This window comes from Pelosinus fermentans DSM 17108 (assembly GCF_000271485.2).
GTDB lineage: Bacteria > Bacillota > Negativicutes > DSM-13327 > DSM-13327 > Pelosinus > Pelosinus fermentans.
The window spans coordinates 2,517,807-2,539,291 of the sequence record NZ_AKVN02000001.1 but is presented as its reverse complement, the minus strand read 5'-3'; the positions used below and the strand labels follow the sequence as shown (position 1 = coordinate 2,539,291).

Annotated in this window: 17 protein-coding genes; 3 read left to right on the top strand and 14 right to left on the bottom strand. The window is 37.4% G+C overall.

Annotated features, from left to right (window positions below):
- Positions 1-174: 174 nt before the first annotated feature.
- A complete protein-coding gene (locus tag FR7_RS24580) occupies positions 175-618 on the top strand; it encodes a CBO0543 family protein (protein WP_007941512.1) in 444 nt (147 codons plus the stop codon).
- A gap of 1,289 nt (positions 619-1,907) precedes the next feature.
- Here the strand turns inward: FR7_RS24580 and FR7_RS23850 are convergent.
- From FR7_RS23850 to FR7_RS11645, 6 genes are all read right to left on the bottom strand, one after another.
- On the bottom strand, positions 1,908-2,081 hold the full coding sequence (locus tag FR7_RS23850; protein WP_007934317.1) for a hypothetical protein: 174 nt from the start codon (positions 2,079-2,081) through the stop codon (positions 1,908-1,910).
- Positions 2,082-2,352: 271 nt separating this feature from the next.
- Positions 2,353-3,888: an IS66 family transposase gene (tnpC, locus tag FR7_RS11665; RefSeq protein WP_064448912.1), complete on the bottom strand. Its 1,536-nt coding sequence runs from the start codon at positions 3,886-3,888 to the stop codon at positions 2,353-2,355.
- Between the two features lie 94 nt (positions 3,889-3,982).
- Positions 3,983-4,339 (bottom strand): IS66 family insertion sequence element accessory protein TnpB, encoded by a 357-nt coding sequence (gene tnpB / locus FR7_RS11660; RefSeq protein WP_007936745.1) that lies wholly within the window; start codon positions 4,337-4,339, stop codon positions 3,983-3,985.
- Entirely contained in the window at positions 4,333-4,710 is a 378-nt protein-coding gene (gene tnpA / locus FR7_RS11655) for an IS66 family insertion sequence element accessory protein TnpA (protein WP_007936746.1), read from the bottom strand. Before tnpA ends, tnpB begins: the two co-directional genes overlap by 7 nt.
- Positions 4,711-5,001: 291 nt before the next feature.
- A complete protein-coding gene (locus FR7_RS11650) occupies positions 5,002-5,655 on the bottom strand; it encodes an N-acetyltransferase (protein WP_007934326.1) in 654 nt (217 codons plus the stop codon).
- Between the two features lie 72 nt (positions 5,656-5,727).
- The gene (locus tag FR7_RS11645; RefSeq protein ID WP_007934328.1) at positions 5,728-7,863 is read right to left on the bottom strand and encodes a PAS domain-containing sensor histidine kinase; all 2,136 of its coding nucleotides are present in this window, start codon (positions 7,861-7,863) and stop codon (positions 5,728-5,730) included.
- Positions 7,864-8,516: 653 nt separating this feature from the next.
- Here FR7_RS11645 and FR7_RS11640 point away from each other — a divergent pair.
- Positions 8,517-10,046 (top strand): recombinase family protein, encoded by a 1,530-nt coding sequence (locus FR7_RS11640; protein WP_007934330.1) that lies wholly within the window; start codon positions 8,517-8,519, stop codon positions 10,044-10,046.
- 40 nt (positions 10,047-10,086) lie between these two features.
- Here the strand turns inward: FR7_RS11640 and FR7_RS11635 are convergent, their stop codons facing one another.
- The 7 genes from FR7_RS11635 to miaB all read right to left on the bottom strand — a co-directional run bounded on the left by FR7_RS11635 (position 10,087) and on the right by miaB (position 18,732).
- Complete coding sequence (locus tag FR7_RS11635; RefSeq protein WP_007934332.1) at positions 10,087-10,653, bottom strand: AAA family ATPase; 567 nt, start codon at positions 10,651-10,653, stop codon at positions 10,087-10,089.
- 105 nt (positions 10,654-10,758) lie between these two features.
- Entirely contained in the window at positions 10,759-11,025 is a 267-nt protein-coding gene (hfq, locus tag FR7_RS11630) for an RNA chaperone Hfq (RefSeq protein ID WP_007934334.1), read from the bottom strand.
- Positions 11,026-11,056: 31 nt separating this feature from the next.
- Positions 11,057-12,004 (bottom strand): tRNA (adenosine(37)-N6)-dimethylallyltransferase MiaA, encoded by a 948-nt coding sequence (miaA, locus tag FR7_RS11625; protein WP_007934336.1) that lies wholly within the window; start codon positions 12,002-12,004, stop codon positions 11,057-11,059.
- A gap of 3 nt (positions 12,005-12,007) precedes the next feature.
- A complete protein-coding gene (locus tag FR7_RS11620; RefSeq protein ID WP_007934338.1) occupies positions 12,008-12,793 on the bottom strand; it encodes a class I SAM-dependent methyltransferase in 786 nt (261 codons plus the stop codon).
- 82 nt (positions 12,794-12,875) lie between these two features.
- Complete coding sequence (gene mutL, locus FR7_RS11615) at positions 12,876-14,696, bottom strand: DNA mismatch repair endonuclease MutL (RefSeq protein WP_007934340.1); 1,821 nt, start codon at positions 14,694-14,696, stop codon at positions 12,876-12,878.
- The gene (mutS, locus tag FR7_RS11610; RefSeq protein WP_007934343.1) at positions 14,693-17,287 is read right to left on the bottom strand and encodes a DNA mismatch repair protein MutS; all 2,595 of its coding nucleotides are present in this window, start codon (positions 17,285-17,287) and stop codon (positions 14,693-14,695) included. The genes mutL and mutS overlap by 4 nt, the downstream gene beginning before the upstream one ends.
- Before the next feature lie 68 nt (positions 17,288-17,355).
- Positions 17,356-18,732, bottom strand: a complete 1,377-nt coding sequence (gene miaB, locus FR7_RS11605; RefSeq protein ID WP_007934345.1) for a tRNA (N6-isopentenyl adenosine(37)-C2)-methylthiotransferase MiaB — start codon at positions 18,730-18,732, stop codon at positions 17,356-17,358.
- 359 nt (positions 18,733-19,091) lie between these two features.
- On the opposite strand from miaB, the gene FR7_RS11600 reads away from it, so the two are divergent.
- Positions 19,092-19,400, top strand: coding sequence for a hypothetical protein (locus FR7_RS11600; protein ID WP_007934347.1), 309 nt, complete (start codon positions 19,092-19,094; stop codon positions 19,398-19,400).
- A 188-nt stretch (positions 19,401-19,588) separates the two neighbouring features.
- Here FR7_RS11600 and FR7_RS11595 read toward each other — a convergent pair whose 3' ends face one another.
- On the bottom strand, positions 19,589-21,133 hold the full coding sequence (locus FR7_RS11595) for an IS1182 family transposase (RefSeq protein ID WP_139181575.1): 1,545 nt from the start codon (positions 21,131-21,133) through the stop codon (positions 19,589-19,591).
- Between the last annotated feature and the right edge of the window lie 352 nt (positions 21,134-21,485).

Sequence of the window (21,485 nt, the reverse complement as noted above, 5' to 3'; positions counted from 1 at the left end):
AAGCTAATTCATAGCCGCACTTACGGCTCTTCAGCTGCGAACTTAGTTAATAATCTATTATCTCCTTTTCAGTTTTCTGTTACTTTATTGGATATTTTTCAATAATTATCCAAATAATAAGAGTAATTACCATAATCGTTTTTATAGGGAGCCTTTAATTTGGATTTCTTTTATATGCGTTTTCTTGTCTCTTGGACTTGTTGGCTAATCTTTGCTGATAAAGCACGTTGGAGAGAAATAGCGCCCGTAAGTATTTTTGCTTCATTATTAGGGGTAATAAGTGATCACTTTACAAATTTTCATATAACATATTGGGAGTATTACGGAAATCACCCTAAGATTATTATGGTACTCTTAGACGATTTTGAAATATACGCTGTTGTTACTTATCTCTATATCCAATGGCTTCCAAAAAGGCAGCGACTTTTAGATCTATTTACTTACATTTTCCCATGGACGTTATTCGCAGTGCTTATTGAATACATTCATATCAATACAGGACACATGGCTCATCACCATGGATGGACTTTTTGGTACTCTTATGTAGCTGACTGGATATTATTTTTACTATTTTATATGTATCATAAGATCTTTCATTTCGAAAAGCTGTCAAGATGAACTATCTTACTATAAAACTTCATTCACATCCATCGATTTATTTCTAAAACTAGCCCCTCCCACACATCACTCTCACCAATCACGCCATAATTCAGTTCCCTGATTCCTTCGCGAAACTCCGCAACTTGACGTGGGTCATCCCCCTGGCAATATTGTTCAGCATAGACTGAAGTGTGTCACCAGAGTTCACTGTATATTGCATTGCCACTATAGCCAACATTAGAATAAGCTGCTTCATTCTCAACGCCATCTCCTCTTAGCTTCTGTTCGGAATCAGTTACTTCATGAATTGACTAGTCATAATTCTACTATTATCTAAGCATTCCTAGGTATGCTTAGCAGCATTCATGACAGTGCTTACTCCTTCCGCGTATATCCTATGCCTTAATTGGCAATAATATGACTGTGCACATTTTCCTCTTCCAACAGGTGACCATAACAATGGAGCCTGTACATATTCTCCTGAACAAGACCATCAACGGAGCTGGTCTTGTTCTTTTTTTATCTAACCAATTGACATGAATCTTTGTAATCACGGTCGACATCTTAGACCAAGCACCATTGTTAACAGTGTCTTATCGCTGCTGGCAATAAGAGCAGTATTCTCCACATCATCCATTAACCAACCACCATATATACATGGTCCCACAATCATCCCTTTAGTGTGAAAGTGAAGTTATTATTATATACACATATCCTAATATTTCCCAGGAATAAAATATAATGATGATCTTATTTAGGCTATATCAAGCCTCCCTCTGCTTACAGCTACATTCAGCTAGCACACGAGCTGGCTTTGGCTTATCGACTGTTACAAATTCACTCCTACGGCATTTTGAGCAATCTGACGAGAACAGGATCTTAATAGGAATCATTTTATTACCTTCCGCATATACTGTTCTATCTTGACTTTTACAGGAGGTAAATAATTGATAGATATTGTCACTTTAGATAAGGTGCTGGGCACCTTATCTTTTATTACCCCGTTTTTGCTTTATGGTGGAATGGTCTTCGTTTTAGCAGTAAATGAAAGAGTCTCTGAGCTATACCACCAATACTTCCAAGGACTCATCCTAAGGCTTAAAGAATATCTTTTACTCAAAGGATTCCAGAGCAGCCATAACGTGACTAATGACAAGCACTACACCAAATCGACTAACAACCAGCTTCACCGCATCAATAATCATCGATAAAAACGCATCGGCTTGGACTCCCAAAACCAGGCATCAACGTAAGTCAGTCCACCTTATATCACTGCCTGTCCACTTTGTTTACAGCCGGAGTACCGGCTATTTGCTTCCAAATACTTGATGATAAACTCTAAGTTGAGCCTTTGCTAAAATCCGATTGTAATTCTCCAGCGCTTCTTGAGTTGGTTGATTTAACATCCTCCAATGCACTTTTATTTCTTTTAGTTTTTCTGGCGATATTTTAGATCGATTGACCTTTTGTGTACTTTCCAAAATCTTCGCCTCCTATTCAAATCGTTGCCCGATACAGTTTATGCTGGATATGATTGTCCGCTTTACAATTTTAACAACTTAGAACTTAGTTTAGATAATAATGCTTGATTACAATGACATTATGATCTAGTCTGAAAAAGAAATAAGCACAGCCTTACTCCATTATTTAAATGGGCAGGCTGTGCATTTATGTGTGGATTGTCGTAAGCGTAAAACAACTAGGTGGGTAGAAAAATAGCAACCACTGAGATATACTCTAGTGGTTGCTTCATTATTTACAAATTTGTTGAACTTCTGGATTCCACGGTAAATAATCTTCTAGAAGTTCAGGATACCGATGGAACTGTGCTCCAGGAAGATTATTTAAAATGAAGTGCAAATATTTATAAGGATCTAATCCATTGGCTTTTGCAGTTTCAATGATGCTGTAAACAGCAGCACTAGCGGCTGCGCCTTTGGGGCTGCCACTGAATAGCCAATTTTTGCGTCCTATGGTAAAGGGACGAATACTGTTTTCAGCCAAATTGTTAGAAATAGAGCAGTTACCATCTTTAAGGTAATTCATCAACCCATCCTTTTGGTTTAAGGCATAATTCACTGCAGATCCTAACTTTGATTTAGGCAGAATCTGACCTTTGATAGAATCAATCCATAACCAAAAGGCGTCTAAAACAGGTATTTCCTGCTTCAGACGCTGTGCTTTTCGTTCTTCGGAGTTAAAGGATTCAAGTCCCTTTTCCAATTCAAAAAGTTTATTGATATATAAAATGCCTTGCTGTGGAATCGTTGATTCCGGACTTTGGATATCACTAGGAAGAGCATCTACAAAATTCCTACGTAGGTGCGTCCAGCAAAAACATCGTGTAATACCTGGTACTTTATTGTAACCAGAATAAGCATCCGTATGGAGATACCCTTTGAATCCTGTCAGGAATTTCTGTGGATATTTCCCATGTCTTCCTGGTTGATAGTCGAATATCCGTATTGGCGTCTTGCAATATTGGCCGGTAGAATATACCCACATGTAGGAAACTGTGGTATTCTTCCGGTCTTTTTCGTTCATGACTTGAACGGTAGTTTCATCTGCATGCAAATGAGTTTGTTGAATCATTTCTTGATGCATCCGATTCAGGATTGGCATTAGCCAATCCCTCGAGGCAACCATGATCCAGTTTGCCATTGTTGCACGACTGAGCGCGACCCCCATCGAGAGCCATTCTTTTTCCTGTCGATAAAGTGGGAGTGCATTGACGAACTTTTGATGCATAACCCAAGCAATTGTGGATGGTGATGCCATGGAATGCTGTAATACAGGAGATGGCATCGGGGATTTTTCCATGTATTCGCGGCCATCTTTACGACATTTTCTACATTCAAAGGTTTCACGGTAATAATCGATGACAATAACTTTTGCTGGAATGAATTCAATTTCAGTACGTACAAATTCTTCACCAACAGATACCAATGGTGTCTCACATATTTCGCAGAAACGGTCTTCGGCTACTAGTGTACAAAGGCGTTTGGTATGGGGAAGATTTTCTAATAGTTTTTCACGCTGACCTTTGAATGTTTTACGACGGTAACTCTCGACATCCTTTAGATCAGGTTCAGGAGCTTTTTTCTTAGCCTCTATTTCTGCTTCATCAAAAAGAGAGAGTTGTCCATCAAATAAAGCCGTTGTTTTTTCAGAGCTTCTGCCGAAGAGTTGGCGTGTCAAATAGGCAACCGTATCATGCAGACGTTTGTTCTCTAATTCTAATTGAGCTATGCGATTTTCTAATGGTGATTCTGGTATCGTTATGCTCATAATAATGATAATTCCTTCACGTTTCTTATATCCTTATTATACCATGAAAACGTCGATAATCCCAGTAAAATCAAGGGTTTATCGACGTTTTATTTTATATAACTTTAGCTATGGTTACTTTCTTTACAGCTTTGGGTTGATCAATAGAGAGGCCTTCTAAGAGCCAGCGGAATTCTTGTATTGAGATTGAGCGAGCTGCTTGCGCATCTTTGGGCCATTGAAATTTTCCGCCTTCTAGCCTTTTATATAAAAGTAAAAATCCATCGCCTTCCCAGTATAGAATTTTTAAACGATCATGTTTTCTGCCGCTGAAAAGAAAAAGGTTTTTCTGAAATGGATTCATTTGAAAATTTTGTTGCACAATAGCGCAGAGACCATCAATCGATTTGCGCATGTCCGTATAGCCAGTGGCAATATAGATCTGTTCAGCTTTTGAGATATCTCCTAGCATGATTGTTTTTCTTGAAGGCTCATCAAAGTGCGAATTGTATTTTCAATAAAAAGAGGTGAAGTATTTTCCTCCAAATCTAAGGAGAAATCTCCATAATGCAGTGTGATTTTTGAAGTTACCACCGACTTACTTGAGCAAGTCGGTGGTTCTCTAAACGTAAGAGGAACAATCATGTTTGTATCGTTGCTAATGACAGGAAGTGCTTTGCAGGCAGCTTCACGAACAAGTTTTAACCAATAGTAATAACTTTGGGGCTTCAAATTCTGTTCTTTACAAAAAGCAGCAACAGTTTGCCCACTACTACGGCATTGCCGGACAATGTCAGTCCATTGATTTAATCGGTAAGTCTGCTTGATTTTTTGAGTATCCAAGATAACTCCTCCTTGGAGTTTTTCAAGCAACTCTAAAAACTTGAAAAACTCTAATTTGGAAATATTATCTCATGGAGTTAGCTTGAAAACTATCCACTTGGTTGTTTGACGCTTACGGATTGTCAAAAGATTTTTGGCAATCTCTGCATTTAAGATGATTTAGGCTTATATACTATACCAATAAAGATGGCTTGTATGGCATCATGGGAATCACGTCCGTATCGGAATCTATAGTTATTAGCTTCAATTCACTTCTCCACCCAATTTCGGAGGAACCTACATCACGATCCGTTACTCTGTGTAACCATAGATAATATCATGTCCCTTGTCAGTCTTGCAAATTCCGTATCCATGAAAGTGCTTTGCAAGGAGCAATTGCTGCGTATCAATATTCTCATGTGATACTCTCAATGTATATTGCTCTTCTTGTATATCTTCCCGAAAGTTACGAAAAAGGACGAAGCGAAGCATTCCAGCATAGGCTACGATAATATGAATCAATTGATACCCTTGGGAAAACAAGAACTTAAGACTAGGGTAGTTATAGGGTGAAACAGTGGCAATTGCATGATAATAATCACTTTGCCGAATAATATCAAACTGAACCAATCCCATCGCGGCAATTAATTGCTTGCCGCGATGCGCTGGATGTACTGCAGTCGGTCCTAATTTAGTGATTCTCGTAACTGTGCCAGGTAGCCAGCTTACATCAATATTGATCAATTCTTTTGTTAAATCAACCATGTTCATAACGTGATAGCCAATTAAATTTCCTCCATCGTATGCCCCTATGACGCTGTTTGGGATTTTTAGCCTTGCGTAAATCAATTCATCATTCTTAAGATTAAGTAAGTCAGGTCTAGTTAAATGCTCGGCAACAATTTTTTGTAAATCCATAATCTGCGTGAAATGAGTTTGGTTCAAAGAACAAATATGGTAGTTCATTAGCTTACACCTCTTTTTATATAATCTAATTAGAGTATATAAAAAAAGGGAGAAATTAACTAATAATAGAACTTACACAATTGTAAATGAAACATAAAAAATCGTTCCATGCGTGCTAGTGACAAACTCGATGCGTGCATTATGACGTTGGGCAATACTATAGCATATTGCAAGACCAAGTCCTGTCCCAGTATCTTTTGTGGTGATAAAAGGAATTCCAATCTTATCGATAACATGTTGACTAATGCCGGCTCCTTCATCTTTGATGGCTAAAACTACTTCCTGATTACGTACCGAGGTGCTAATAGTTACGACGCCGTGGGATTTCATCATCATCGCGTCTTGCCCATTACGGACTAAATTAAACAGAAGCTGACGAATCTGTTTTTCATCTAATAATAACATTGGTAAAGGCTGTAGATTGGTAACAATGTCTTTATCTATCATCCTAGCATCTGCTAACAATAGAGGGAAAACCGCTTCGATAATGGAATTGAGATCAATTCTATTTAAATCGATTGTACAGTCTTTTGCAAGTGCCAAAAATTCTTTAATAATTGCATTCGCATTATCAATCTCTTCTATCATCGTCTTAAATTGTTCACTATATTTCACTCCAACATCTTTTAATGAAAGAAATTGGAGATATCCACGAACGGCAGCCATTGGATTACGCACTTCATGGGCAATTCCAGCTGCCATCTCTCCTACCAGGTTTAAGCTATTAGCTCGGGCAACTGCTTTTTCCATGTCTTTTAGCTGGGTAACATCACGAAACACGCATAAAATAGTTTCAACTTGATTACTTTGATCAAACTCTGGAATGACATGAACATGGATGTAACTAGTGTCTCCATTGAATCGGCGATACTCTTGAAGAACGATTACCTCTAACCCTGTATTAAAAACCTGCTGTTCACTTACCGTTATTGCCTGTATCCAATTTTGGTCGGGCAATATATCATTCATCGTTTTCCCCATAAAAGATTTGACAGGCACACCAAATAAATTCTGCATGGCAGGATTTACATAAACATATCGTAAATTTTTATCAATACGGCTAATACCATCTTGTGTATTTTCAATTAAAGTTTTAAATTCTCTCTCCTGTTTAAACAACTCTTTTACCATCTGCTTGATACTATTGGCAAGTGTTCCAATTTCATCATTTCGTTTAATATTAAAATGCACTATCCGGTTTCCTTGCGTAATTGATGTCGCAACTTCAGAAAGTGATTCAATAGAAGTAGTAAATGATTTTGCCAACATGCCGATGGCCAGTACAACAATAAGTAAGGTGATGACAAAAATACCAATAATTTTTTTGATAACATTAAAGATTTGCTCTGACAATTCGTCAGCATCAATCACCGATATAATTTTCCAGCCAGTATCGGTAATTTTTATACGAATATATTTCTTTGTACCATTTAGCATAACCTCATGCATTCCATCGGTTTTACTTTCTAGTTGCTCTAAATCAAATAACCCTAAATCAATTGGTTGTTTCGACAACCAACTGTGATTTTTAGGACTAACGATAAATTTATTATTTTGGTCTAGCACCATCATGAAGCCTGTTTTGCCCAATTTATATTGCTCAATTTGATGTTGAAAATTCTGTAAATCCCACCCCAAAAACATAACACCAATGATGTTGCCTTCATGATCAAGCACCGCTTGCGATACAGATAATATCAAAAGCCCTGATAGGCGATGATAAGGCCCATTGAGATTTGGTTGCCTATGTTTATTAATTGCTGCTTGATACCACTCCCTTCTTCGCGGATCATATTGTGAAAAATCATCACTCGCACCAGGATAAATAAAATATCCTCCATTTTCACTGGCAATACCAATAGCATCCATATATTGTTGGGTTTTATAGTAAGATACGAGAGATTGATAGTGGCTTATATCAAGTTCCGTTGGCGATACAATCACATGATTATCAATTGTTTCCATCAATCGTTTCGTGCTATCTTCACGGCATAAAACATCGATTGCATAGTAAGCGGGATTGATTATGTCGTTAGAAATTGTTGAATCAACATTATCAATCTGTTGATCAGACAATTTAATAAAATTATTTTTTACATCATCTTTAATAAATTCAACAATGCTTACACTACTGATCATATAAGGACAAATAAAAGCGATGAATACTCCAATAACAAGCTTCTTCTTTAATGTATTAATTCGAAACATTATCTGTAACCTCCGTAGTTAGTGCGCAATGTACTAAATCAAGAAACGTAATTTCATCATTATCTTCTAACGTTCAATTATATGTCGATAGCCTTGCGCTCTACTCCATCTTCACTAAAAATGATAAAGCCATAACTACTTTAAAGTGAATTATGGCTACTTTCTCTTTTTAATTTGCTAATTCCTGCTAAAAATTGACATTATTGTATTAGTTCTTAAGAAAAGGAATCTATGCAAGTTTAAGGCTGTTCCAGTATAGGAAGTTCGTTGTAAAGAGATTGCGAGAGATCTTTAGCAATCGAGCAAAGACCAGTACAAGTTGGGCAATTCTTACAGGTAGATGAAATTCGGCTTATAAGTATGTAAGATCAGTATTGGCTGTAGAGTGGATCATACTGGTTCTTTTATGCTAACAAATAATTCATCACATCTTCTTTAATTCTATAATATAAATTCCAATATTGTAATATCATGGTAAAATACGTATTGTTCTCTATTCTTAATTAAAAGTGATGGTTACCAAAATAAAAAGCATATCTCTTTTTTCAAGTAATGGCATTAGTGAATAAACTTAACTCACGCTGTTCTAATTGTTTTAAATAATTAGAGGTTAATATGATATCAACCTTGTTACGGATAGGAGGCCCATATATATGATTGCAGCACTTTATATTCGTGTGTCTACAGCCGATCAAGCAGAAAAGGGATACTCTCTTGAGACTCAGTTGTCGGAAAACCGTCAGAAAGCAAGTGAATTGGGGGCAACAACTTTCGTAGAGTTTATTGACGATGGTTATAGCGGGGAATATATTGATCGCCCTGCCCTCACCCAACTACGTGATGGATTAGAAAGAAGAGAATTTGATATAGTTGTTATATACGATCCTGATCGTTTGGCCAGAAACCTAGCTCACCAACTTATTATTACGGATGAAATAGAAAAATCCGGAGCAAAGCTGCTGTTTGTCTCCGTTACCTTCGAAGCATCCCCTGAAGGAAAATTATTTTACTCCATGCGAGGCGCCATATCCGCTTATGAAAAAGAGAAAATCAAAGAACGTACAACCCGCGGTAAAAAGGGAAAGGCTCGTCAAGGTAAGCTTGTAAACAATGGGCGCTGTTTTGGATATGACTATGATAAAGCTAACAGTATGTATATTATAAATGAGGATCAAGCTGCTATTATACGCCAAATATTTGATTTGTGTATCAACAGTAAAATGGGTACCGCCTTGATCAGCAAAGAGTTGAACAATGAAGGTATCCCCGCTCCCCGTGGTAATCGTTGGATTGTCTCCAGCATACACCGCATACTTACGAATACAGCCTATAGAGGCGTTATTTATAGTATGAAGCACAAATCTACCAAGACAGGTTTTAACACTCGTACAATTGAAATTCGACCGGAATCTGAATGGATCCCTATTCAAGTACCTCCTATTGTCGATGAACTCACCTGGCACTCTGCACAAAAACAGTTACAATTGAATAAGGATTTAGCAAAAAGGAATTTAAAAAATGATTATCTTTTAAATGGTCTAGTCTGCTGTGCACGCTGCGGCAGAAAAATGACTATCAAACATTCGGGGAATAGCAATAATCCAGTCAGCTATTATGCTTGTTTAACACAAGTTAGCACATCCTATTTGTACTTAGAAAATGATAAATGTACAGCTAGACGTATCCCTGCGGTTATACTAGATGAATTGGTATGGGATAAGTTACATGAGTTGGCGAAAAACCCCGAATTAATCGATCAATATGCACAAAATATTGGAAATCCTATTGCAACAGTAAAGATTAAAAATAATTTAGTAAGATTAAAGGAGAATGAAAAAAAAATAAGCATCCAAAAGGAAACCATTATGCGATGGTTTCGTCATGAAATTATTAATAGCAGTGATGCCGAAAAACAGTTAGATGAGATCAACAGGCAACTTATTGACATTGAAATTACAAAAAAATGCTTGAATGATGAATTGAATCTTCTTACACCTCAAACTAGCCCCACAGACATTGCAATGAATCTAAAAAAATACTTTAAAGATACTCAGTATTACTCTGAGGAAGAGCGAAAGATTGCTATGCGTGCTGTACTCGATAAAGTAGATGTTGAACGAATTGACATTACCTACGCCAAGAATAGTAAGCCTGAATTTACGATTGATTTGAAGTTTTTATAAAATCCATTGTACCATATTGTATATGCATTTTCTCTTTAGGTTATTGCATACTAGTTTCTACCAATACATCAATAGATTCTTTACCGAAATCTTTTTCACCGCCTCGGGCTAAGGAATATGCTTCATCAATAAATAAGATGCCGCCATATGCTTTTTTTAATTGTTCTCGAGTTTTTTGGGCTGTATGCCCAATGTATTCTCCAACCAAATCAGCTCTCTCAACCTCAATCAGATGACCACGTTGTAATACTCCAATCTCACGAAATATTTGCCCAAGAAGCCTAGCAACAGTGGTTTTCCCTGTACCTGGATTTCCCTTAAAGATCATATGTAGTACTAATGGCTCCGTATTTAATTTTTCCTGCACGCGGCGACGCTGAATTTCAATAAATGCGTAAATCTCTCTAACTAATTTTTTCACTTCTGACAATCCTATTAAATGGTCTAATTCATATAAGATTTCTTCTATTCGCTTTTGCCGATTATCGACCTTAGTATGATGAGCAGTTATATTATCTAACTCTCGCAAAGACTTAAATGCCTGAGTCGGTGAAATTTCGCCATTTCCAACAGCTGTAAAAACATCTTGTGGATAAACATAGGTCATTTAAATCACACCCCACCCTATGGTTATAGATGATATACATTATACTCAAAATGCAATTAAACGGTGATAAAAAAATTCTAGGCATTTGCCTAGAATTTTTTTATTTTATAGTAATTTATCTGATTTATTATCTTCTTTTTTTTCATGAGAAGTTGATGATAATGATCTCAGAGGCGTAATCGTCGATATGGCATGTTTGTATACCAATTGCTGTTTACCATCATTTTCTATAATTACAGTAAAGTTATCAAACCCTTTAACGACACCTCTCAATTGGAAACCGTTAATAAGATAAATAATTACAGGCAGATTGTTTTCTTTGCGGATTTGGTTTAGAAAACTATCTTGTAAGTTAATAGCTTTATTTAGCATAGTTAAACCCCTCCGATTTTTATTTTTATTTTTATGATTCGATTCTAAGGATACGTTTTCCTGCAATTTCTTTGTAAATAGTTTCCATCATCTCATTTGTTGTATCGAAATTTTTCACATCAAACCAGATAATATATGGCATCTTCCGATACCAAGTTAATTGACGTTTGGCAAAATTTCTTGTAGCTTGTTTAATGCTGCCAATCGCGGTAGCTAAATCGATTTCTTTTTGCAAGTATTTAACAATTTCTTTATAGCCAATACCTTGCATCGCCTGGCAGTTAGCTGATATACCACGGTTCAACAATTTTTCAACTTCATTTACCAATCCCTGAGACATCATTAAATCAACTCGTTGATTAATCCTTTCATATAATAATTTTCGCTCCATCGTAAGCCCAATAACAACAGTATCATATAAAAGTATATGCTGCTCCATCAGCTTATTTTGGGATACGGTTTCACCACTAAGATAATAGATCTCTAAAGCACGAATGATACGACGTAAATCATTAGGATGCAAACGTGCAGCTGTATCTGGGGATACTGCTGCTAATCGATCATGAAGATATTGATTACCATTTTTTTTTGCTAAATCATCTAATTGTATACGCAATTTTTCATCACTAGGCGTAGGATTAAATTGATAGCCTTCCAATAAGGCCTTTACATACAATCCTGTACCACCTGCTAAAATAGGTATTACTCCTTTTTGATTTATATTCGTAATGTGTTGGCTGGCAAGCACTGTGAAATCAACTACACTAAAATCTGCCTGGGGTTCCAAAATGTCAATTAGATGATGAGTTATATTAGATCGTTCGTCACTAGAAGGCTTAGCAGTTCCAATATTCATGTCTTTATAAACCAACATCGAATCACCAGAGATAATCTCAGTATTCAAGATTTTTGCAAGCTCAATGCTCACTTTCGTTTTACCTACAGCAGTTGGTCCTATGACAGCAATCAGCTTTTCCATAATTTAGTTCTCCACCTTAATAACACCATATTGAATACTACTATATTTTCCACCGTAAATAGCAGTAATGCCTAAACGATCAAACTCATTATTGTGCAATGCTTCTTTAATAACTACCCTTTTTCTTGCTACTCGGCAGGCCTCTGCAAAAGTACTTTCTGCTATGGGACTATTATCAGCCAAATAACGCAAAGGTTTTAAGTTTGAACTACTATAAATCGGCTGACGAAACATAGGATCAAAGAATACAACATCAAAGCTATTATCAGGTAAATTAATAAGAACGTCATGACAATGTTTACTTTTCACTTGAATACGACGTAATGCCTGATTAACATCTTCTTTCTCATGGGTAAAATGTTGTAAACCGTAACTTGCAACAAAGGCAAGAATAGGTGAAGCTTCAATACCAATGACCTTCCCTGTCTGACCAACTGTAAAACTGGCAACAACTGCATCCGTAGCTAATCCTAATGTACAATCTAACACTGACATACCTGCAGATAATGACATAGCAGCTATCATATGGTCATTTTTACCATTTTTTAGATTTTCTATTCGCAATTCAGCCATATTTAAATGAAAAAAATACTCACCGCCTATTGTATGGACAATCGGGCCATTTTTCGTAATGACAATTATATTTTCAACTTGATAGTTGTTTTTTAGTGCGGTAATTGAATAACGATCCCGAGGGATTAAAGGAACTTGTAATTTTTTCGCTATTTCTTGTGCTAATTCTTCTATTTCGCAGGGAGGAGATTGTATTGTTGTTACTAGTAATTCCATTCCATCACCTATTATCTAATACAATATTTTGATCTTAATTTATAACAAAGTATCTTTAATGTATAGTCAAATTGTTTAGAATTTATGTACGTTTAAACATTTTATATAAGTCTTTAGGAGTAAAACGTATCATTGCAGGCCGCCCATGAGGACAAGTATAGGGTAAATGGGTATTACATAATTCTCCAATTAAGGCCTGCATTTGCCGCATATTCAGTGTTTCTCCAGCCTTAATCGCAGCACGGCAGGATGCTATTTGCAGGCAGTGATGGCGTAATTCCTGCGGGTTAGGATCATGCATGTTTTGAATATATTCTAAAATCTGCCTAATCGCCGCTTCGGTTTCTGACAACGGAATATCACTAGGTAATTCAGATAAGCGCATGGTATTCGGTCCTGCTAATTCTAGCGTGAACCCTAATTTATAGAAAGTATCATGATATTCTGAAATAATATTGATTTCAGTAGTATCAAAATCCAAAAATAAAGGTACTAGTAATTGTTGCGAAGGAATACGCTCTGTGTGTTGACTCATTTTATCATAAAGGATACGTTCATGGGCTGCATGTTGATCAATAATGTACAAACCATCAGGACCTTTACTGATAATAAAACAGTCATCGACTTGTCCTAGTGGATATAACGTAAACTGAGAATCCTCTGTAATTGTTGATATCACATTAGGAGCAGGTGTATCGAAGGACATCATTTCTTCCTTCTCTAATGTATCTCGCACTACATTTAAGGGAAGTGGAGTTTCTTGCCAAGAACTTACTATAGGAACAGAAGCAGCATTATAAGAAGGTTTTTTATAGTCATTATTCGTATATGGATTCGACGCAGAATGAGAATAAGAGCTGGGGTTAGGTTTAAACTCAACCGTAGCTGCCAGTTGATCAGGAGCATGCGGTGCCGACAAAACCTCTATGACAGCCTTATATACAGCTCTAAAAATTTTTTGTTCATCACTGAATTTAACTTCACTTTTCTGCGGATGAACATTGACATCAATCGTATCTGTGGGAACGCTAAGATTTAAAACAGCCAAAGGATATCCGCTCTTAGGTAATAAAGAATGATACGCATTATCCAGAGCTTTCGCTATTGAACGACTATTGATCACTCTTGCATTAACAATAACAGTTTGCCACTGACGACTACTTTTTAGCAAGGTAGGTTTGGATAAATAACCAGATATTTTTATGTTATCAATTGTATTTTCATAATGAACCGGCAGCAAATCAGGAGCAATTTTTTGTCCATATATATTAGTTAATGTGTCCTGTAACTGATTATTACCAGGAGTAGAAAGAACCAATCGATTATTATTAATCAACTTAAAGGCAATGTTAGGATTGGCTAACGCAATTTTCGTTAAAATATCATGAATATGAGAGCTTTCAGTAGAGGGCGTTTTTAAGAACTTCTTGCGAGCAGGAGTATTAAAGAATAAGTCTTTAACGACAATACTTGTACCTACACTTCCACCTGCTTCTCGGATGTCAGTGGTAATTCCTCCTACCACTTCTACATACGTTGCTAATGATTGATTATCATGAAGACGGGTGGTTAAGGAGAACTTAGACACTGCTGCAATACTAGGAAGAGCCTCCCCACGAAAGCCCAAGGACGTAATTGTTGCTAAATCTTCTGCTGCACTAATTTTACTCGTAGCATGACGTAAAATAGCAAGTTGTGCATCCTCAGAACTCATACCGATACCATCATCTGTTATTCGAATAAAGCCAATACCGCCTTCAGCAATTTCAATTTCGATATTTTTACTTTGTGCATCAATAGAATTTTCAACAAGTTCTTTTACAATAGAAGATGGGCGTTCAACCACTTCTCCTGCAGCAATTTTATTCGCTGTATTTTCATCTAAGACATGAATAAAGCTCATAATTTACCAGACTCCTGTTTTGCCTGATTTTGTAATTGATAGAGAATATTGATCGCTTCAATAGGAGTAATTGTTGTAATGTCTATTGCTAATAATTCATCTACCGTCGATGACGTGAATAGGGATATGGGAGTGGTGGCAGCAGCAGATTCCGCTACAGAAAGAGAAAGATTTTGTGATTGTACATGATTTTGTTCCAATTCTACTAACAGTTCTTGCGCTCGTTTAATTACCTTTTGTGGTAAGCCTGCTAACTGGGCTACATGTATACCATAGCTTTTATCTGCGCCACCAGGGATTATGCGGCGTAAAAAAACTACATCGCTCCCTCTCTCTTTTACTGCCACGGAATAATTTTTAACGGTTTTATGATAATCAGCTAGTTCTGTAAGCTCATGATAATGAGTCGCAAATAGTGTTTTAGCTTTAACACGTTCTTTGATGTATTCAATTACAGCGCGAGCAATACTCATCCCATCAAAGGTACTCGTTCCTCGTCCAATTTCATCTAAAATAATTAAGCTTTGCGATGTAGCATGCTTTAGTATTTGTGCAACTTCATTCATTTCTACCATAAATGTACTTTGCCCAGTTGATAAATCATCACTGGCTCCTACCCTGGTAAAAATTCGGTCAACAGGGCTAATGATCGCTTCTCGGGCGGGAATAAAGCTGCCGATTTGTGCCATAAGTACAAGTAGTGCGACTTGGCGCATATAAGTGGATTTACCTGCCATATTAGGACCAGTAATAATCATGATTTCATTACTATGGTGGTTCAATTCACTATCATTAGGAACAAATAACTCCCGTTTTAATAGTCGCTCTACAATCGGGTGGCGACCATCTTTAATAGTAATTTCTCTTGTTTGGGTTATTGTAGGTCTAATATAATTATGACGAAAGGCAACTTCACTTAAACTAATAATAGCATCCAGCTGCGCTAATTGTCTGGCTGTTTCTTGAATTTCTTTAATATATACTTTAATATGATCCCGTATTTTAGAAAACAGATGATATTCAATCGTAACAATTTTTTCTTGAGCACCGAGGATCTTAGACTCAAATTCTTTTAACTCAGGTGTAATGTAGCGTTCCGCATTTGCTAGGGTTTGTTTCCGAACATAACTAAGCGGAACAGAAGCTGTATGAGAATGAGTAACCTCAATATAATAGCCAAAAACTTTATTATAGCCGACTTTGAGAGACTTAATGCCGGTGTTTTCTCTTTCTCTCGTTTCAATATCCTGCACAAATTGTTTACTGTCCCGCGCTATCGTATGTAATTCATCTAATTCTAGATCATAGCCTCGTTTAATTAATCCACCCTCACGCACAGAGAATGGGGGATTATCTACAATAGCAGTATCGACTAAGGTAACAAGATCGACATGAGTATGCAGATAAAAGTGTAAATTACTTAAAAAGACCGTATTTGTTTTTTGTAGCTGCTCTTTGATCGTAGGTAATACCATTAATGAGGATTTTAATGCAATTAAATCACGAGCACTTGCAGTACCTACTTCAATACGAGTTAAAATTCGTTCAAGATCATAAATATTAGCTAATGTTTCATGAATGGTTTGACGCAATGTGGGTTTTTCTAAAAGTTCTGCAATAGAATCTTGCCGCTGTATAATATGAGTTGTATTCATTAATGGGTATTCCAACCACTTTTTGAGCAAACGACCACCCATTGCCGTTTTTGTATAATCTAACACATAAAGCAGGGTATCTTTTTTACCCCCATCTCTTACGTTGCGTGTCACCTCCAAATTACGCATACTGGTGGAATCAATTGTCAAATATTCAAATGCATTATAATTTATAAGTCGATTGATATGTGACAAATCTGTTTTTACAGTCTGGTGTAAATAATATAATAAACAACCAATGGCAGCAAGAGCCACGTCTTGTTGAGGCAAATCATCCGTCATAAAATGCTGCTTTGGCAAATCGCTAACTAGCATCAGATTATCAATTGTTAACGTTGTATGAGTACAATGAGGTATGCGATTACTAATAAAAGTATTTAACTTTTCGATGTTTTCAATTTTGCTTGCTAGCACTAACTCCGTAGGCATTAAGCGAAATAATTGATCGTATAATGCTGTTAATCGCTGAGAGCCTAAAAAGGTTGCCCAGAGACATTCACCTGTAGAAATATCAGCTGCAGCAAGAATTAGCTCTTCCTCTTCTTCATATAAGACTGCCAAATAGTTATTATTGTTATCTGGTAAAAGATTTTCGGCAATTATGGTACCCGGAGTAATAATTTTGATAACCTCACGCTTAACGATCCCTTTGGCTTGCTTTGGATCTTCGACTTGTTCACAAATGGCTACTTTATAGCCTTTGCTAATCAACTTCGCAATATAAGTATCTGCTGCATGATAAGGTATACCACACATCGGAACACGTTGTCCGCCATCTCTTGCTGTAAGTGTAATTTCTAATTCACGTGATGCTAACTCTGCATCCGTAAAAAACATCTCGTAAAAATCTCCCATACGAAAAAATAAGATTTCATTTTCATGCTGACTTTTAATCTCTAAATATTGTTCCATCATAGGGGTATACTTTATCGTCATAGGTGTTCGCCTCTCTTTCTTAGTGTAGTCGAAATTATATAAAAAGGGATATTGCTATGTAAGTCAGATTAATCGATTAATTTTCCCTTTAATATCCAGGTTTGTGCAGTTGTAATTTTAATATTTGCAAGCTGACCAACTTCCTCTGTTCCTTGCTTGTCCCATAGAACTATCTTATTAGTAGTGGTACGCCCCATAAGCCTGTTCTCATCTCTTTGACTAGGCCCCTCCACTATAACAGTCACTACAGTATCTGTGAATTGTTGATTAATTTCCAAGCTTATATCATTCTGTACATCCATTAATTTTTGCAGTCTTTCTTTTTTGACTACCAAAGGTATTTGATCAGTCATCGTAGCTGCTGGTGTACCAGAACGTTTAGAATACAAAAATGTATAAGAAGCATCAAAGCGAATTTCTTTAAGAAATTCAAGAGTTTCTTGAAATAATTCATCACTTTCACCAGGAAAACCTACAATAATATCAGTAGTAAGACTCGCATGAGGAATAGCTTTGCGAATTTTTCTAACTAATTCACGATAATAGTCAGTTGTATAGCCCCTATTCATCATTTTTAAAATGGCATCACTGCCTGACTGAACAGGTAAATGAAAATGATCACAGATCTTTTTACTATTTAAAATCGTATTAATTACCTTATCGTTTATATCACGTGGATGCGATGTCATATAGCGAACACGTTCAATGGTTTCCACTTGATCAACGGCCTTAAGTAAATCAGCAAAATCACCATATTCTTTTGTATCATTGCCATAGGAATTAACATTTTGCCCTAATAATGTAATCTCTTTAAATCCATCTAGTCCTAATTGATGAATTTCCTCTATAATATCATGTAAAGGGCGGCTCCGTTCACGTCCCCTCACATAAGGTACAATACAATATGTACAAAAATTATTGCAACCATACATAATAGGTACCCACGCTGAAATCTTTCCGCGACGTATCGTAGGTACGTCAGGTGCTAAACGTTCGGCTTGATCCCAAACGGCTAAAACACGATCTTTTGATTCTTCAAACTCTTTAACAATCTCAACTAACTGATGCACGTTGTGAGTACCAATAATTAAATCGATATGTGGCGCTTTTTTAAATAATTTTTCTTTATCCTTTTGAGCCATGCAACCCGCAATGGCAATAATGAGATTCGGATTGCTTACCTTTAAATTTTTTAGTTCTCCGATTTTACCATAGATCTTTTTCTCAGCGCTTTCTCGTACGCAGCAAGTATTAATTAAAATAAAACTGGCATCCTCCAGACTCTCAGTATATTCATAGCCAATACTTTTAAGTTGACCAGCTAATCGCTCAGAGTCATGTTGGTTCATCTGGCAACCATAAGTATACGTAGTAAAATATTTTATATTGGAATCCTTCACTTCATTTGATGGTATTTCTACATTATATTGATCTGGTTTTGACATATATATCAACTCCCATAAATTCTACATTATTCTTCAATATTATAGCTTAAATGATTCAGTTTATCAAACAAGCTTAGATGATACGATCAGCTTTTAATAAAAAAACCAGCTCAATTATGAATGGCTAGTTTTTTCTCCTAAATATATTGAACCATATCATAGGGTCACTCTTTTTCCTGACAGGGTTTCATTTTAATATATTGTTACATTTCAGCACTCTCCATTTGTTAAATTTTTTGTGATTTCAATAAGCAATAATGAATAATAACTTACTATGTCACATTTACTATAATCCACGAATAGTATACAGCAGGTGATTTAATATATATGATTAAAAAATGAATGAAGGAGCAGAGAAAATGAAATATCCGAAAGGAAAGGGTTTTGATCTTACTGGTGGCTTAATTATAACGGTAGTACTCGAAGAGTACTCTTTAACGGGAACATTTCTAGGCGAAATAGAAAACCGCCATTGTAAGGAACCAACTTATATTGTACAGGAAGATTCCGAATTTATTCTATTACAATTAACATGTCCAGTTGATGTAATAAATGGACCGGAATTCCCCATAGGTACAATTATCGCTGTTAATGTAGAACAAATTTTATTTATTGCTCCCGGCGGTATCTGCGATACAGATGCGACCACCATTACTTCTAGCAATTAAATCTTAATTATAGTTAAAAGGGGCTGTCGCAAAACGTTTTTTGAAAAAATGTAATGCGGCGCCCCTTTTTTTGTGCAAGCAGATAGAAAACAGGCGGATGAACACAGAAAAATAAACCGTCAGGCGATTTTTGGACATAATGAAATAGAGGAAGTCTCTTCCCCTAAGAAAAAGTCTGTATGTGGTTGTCAGGCCGTTTTGGGAATATGTAGATACTTTCCACAGCGGCTGCTTTGGGTTTTGTTGTGGAGTTTGTTTAGATTATACCCCATACACAACAACAAGAACTCGATCTTCACCTTGACGCTGCCCCTCATCAGAAACCGCCGGAAGCCCATGTCCTGTTTGAGCACCCCAAAAGCCCCCTCTACCTGAATGGAACGGTTGATGCGCAACAAGATCCCTTCTTCGCTTTGGATCCGCTCCTGCATTTGTTCGCGCTGGCGCAAAAAGGTTTTGGAGATATACAGGTTTTTGCTCCGCTGCTCAAGCGGCGTCTTGCTTGCTCCTTTGATGCATTGGGCTTTATGCGGACAGTCAGTACATTCCGAGCAGGTGTACACCGTTGTTACAATCGGATAACCGGCTTTAGACTTGGTCTTTTTCTCATATGCTGCCCGGATGGGCCGACCCATGTGGCATAGATAGCTATCGGTGTTTGCGTCGTAGCGCATGTTTTCCCGTTTGCCGATGTTCGTCCTGTATTTCTTCGTCTTGGCTGTATCATGGTTGCGCGGCTTAATAAACGCGAATTGTCCGTTTTTCTCGCACCAAGTGTAGTTCTCCTCACTCTCGTAACCCGCGTCCGCTACCGGCTTTGTATACCCCAGTCCCTTGAGCGTCTCCAGCATCGGGATCAATGTTTGGCTGTCGCTGCGCTCCTGACTGATCATGGCGGCTACAATATATTCGGCGTCCACTGCCAGGGTAGCGTTGTAGCCTGGTTTAAGCTGACCATTTTTCATATGATCCTCTTTCATCCGCATGAACGTCGCATCTCTATCCGTCTTGGAAAAGCTGTTGCGTTCCCCAAAGCTGTGATTGTAGTCGTCGTACTGCTTCTGCCGGGTAAGGCAGTCCTCTACCTTCTCCAGAGCCCGCTGCAGCGGACTTTTGCGTTGCCCTTTGCCGTGAACAAAGACAATGCCGCGTTCGGCTTGCAGGGCTTTTAGCCGTTTGCGCAGTTTCTTTAGGTCCTTGGCCTTAATTTTCTGACCAACATGAAAACGCAGACCGAACTCTGCTGCTAGCGTCGGCAGATCTGATTTCATCCTTGCCTGTAGCTTCTGTTCGTTCATTTGCGTGGATTTCTTCCAGACAAAGCTGTAGCGGTTAGCATTGGCCTCCAGCTTGGTTCCGTCGATGAATACACTTGAGAGCGACAGTTCGCCCGCTTCTTCCAACAGCCGTACAAGCTGGGAGAACAGATCGTCTATAACCGCTGGCAGTCGCTCGCTGCGAAAGCGTGCGATGGTGGCGTGATTGGGTGCTTTCTCCCGACCTAAGAGATACATGAAGTTGACGTCTCGCCGGCAAGCCTGTTCGAGCTTGCGGCTCGAATAGATACCGTTCATATATCCATATACGACGATTTTAAATAGACGTCTCGGTGAAATCTCGATTCTCCCCATCCGAGAGTACGCGGCGTACAGTTTGCTATAATCCATCCTTTCTAACACCACGCTGAGTAGCCGTACCGAATCATCTACCGGGATCATCTCTCCAATGTCCATCGGGAATACCAGTTGATATACATTTCCGTCTGCTGTATAATTTAAAGGTAATTTCTTGTTTTTCACAATCTTGATTTTACAACAAAAGACGGCTTTCAGCTACTGCTGACTGCCGTCTTTTGTTTTTAGGGCTGTCTTAGCGCGACAGCCCCTTTTAACTATAATTAACTAATTTCTCCATGTTCTTTAGAATAATATATATTACTTTGAATTTAATAAAAAACCTTGGGAAAACTAAATCAGGAGGTGATAATTATGGGTGAAAAGCATCCTGATCGTACGAATGAGTGGAGTAAACAACAACAAGCATTGAAAAATATGAAAACCACTACTATATCATCCAAAGATTCCA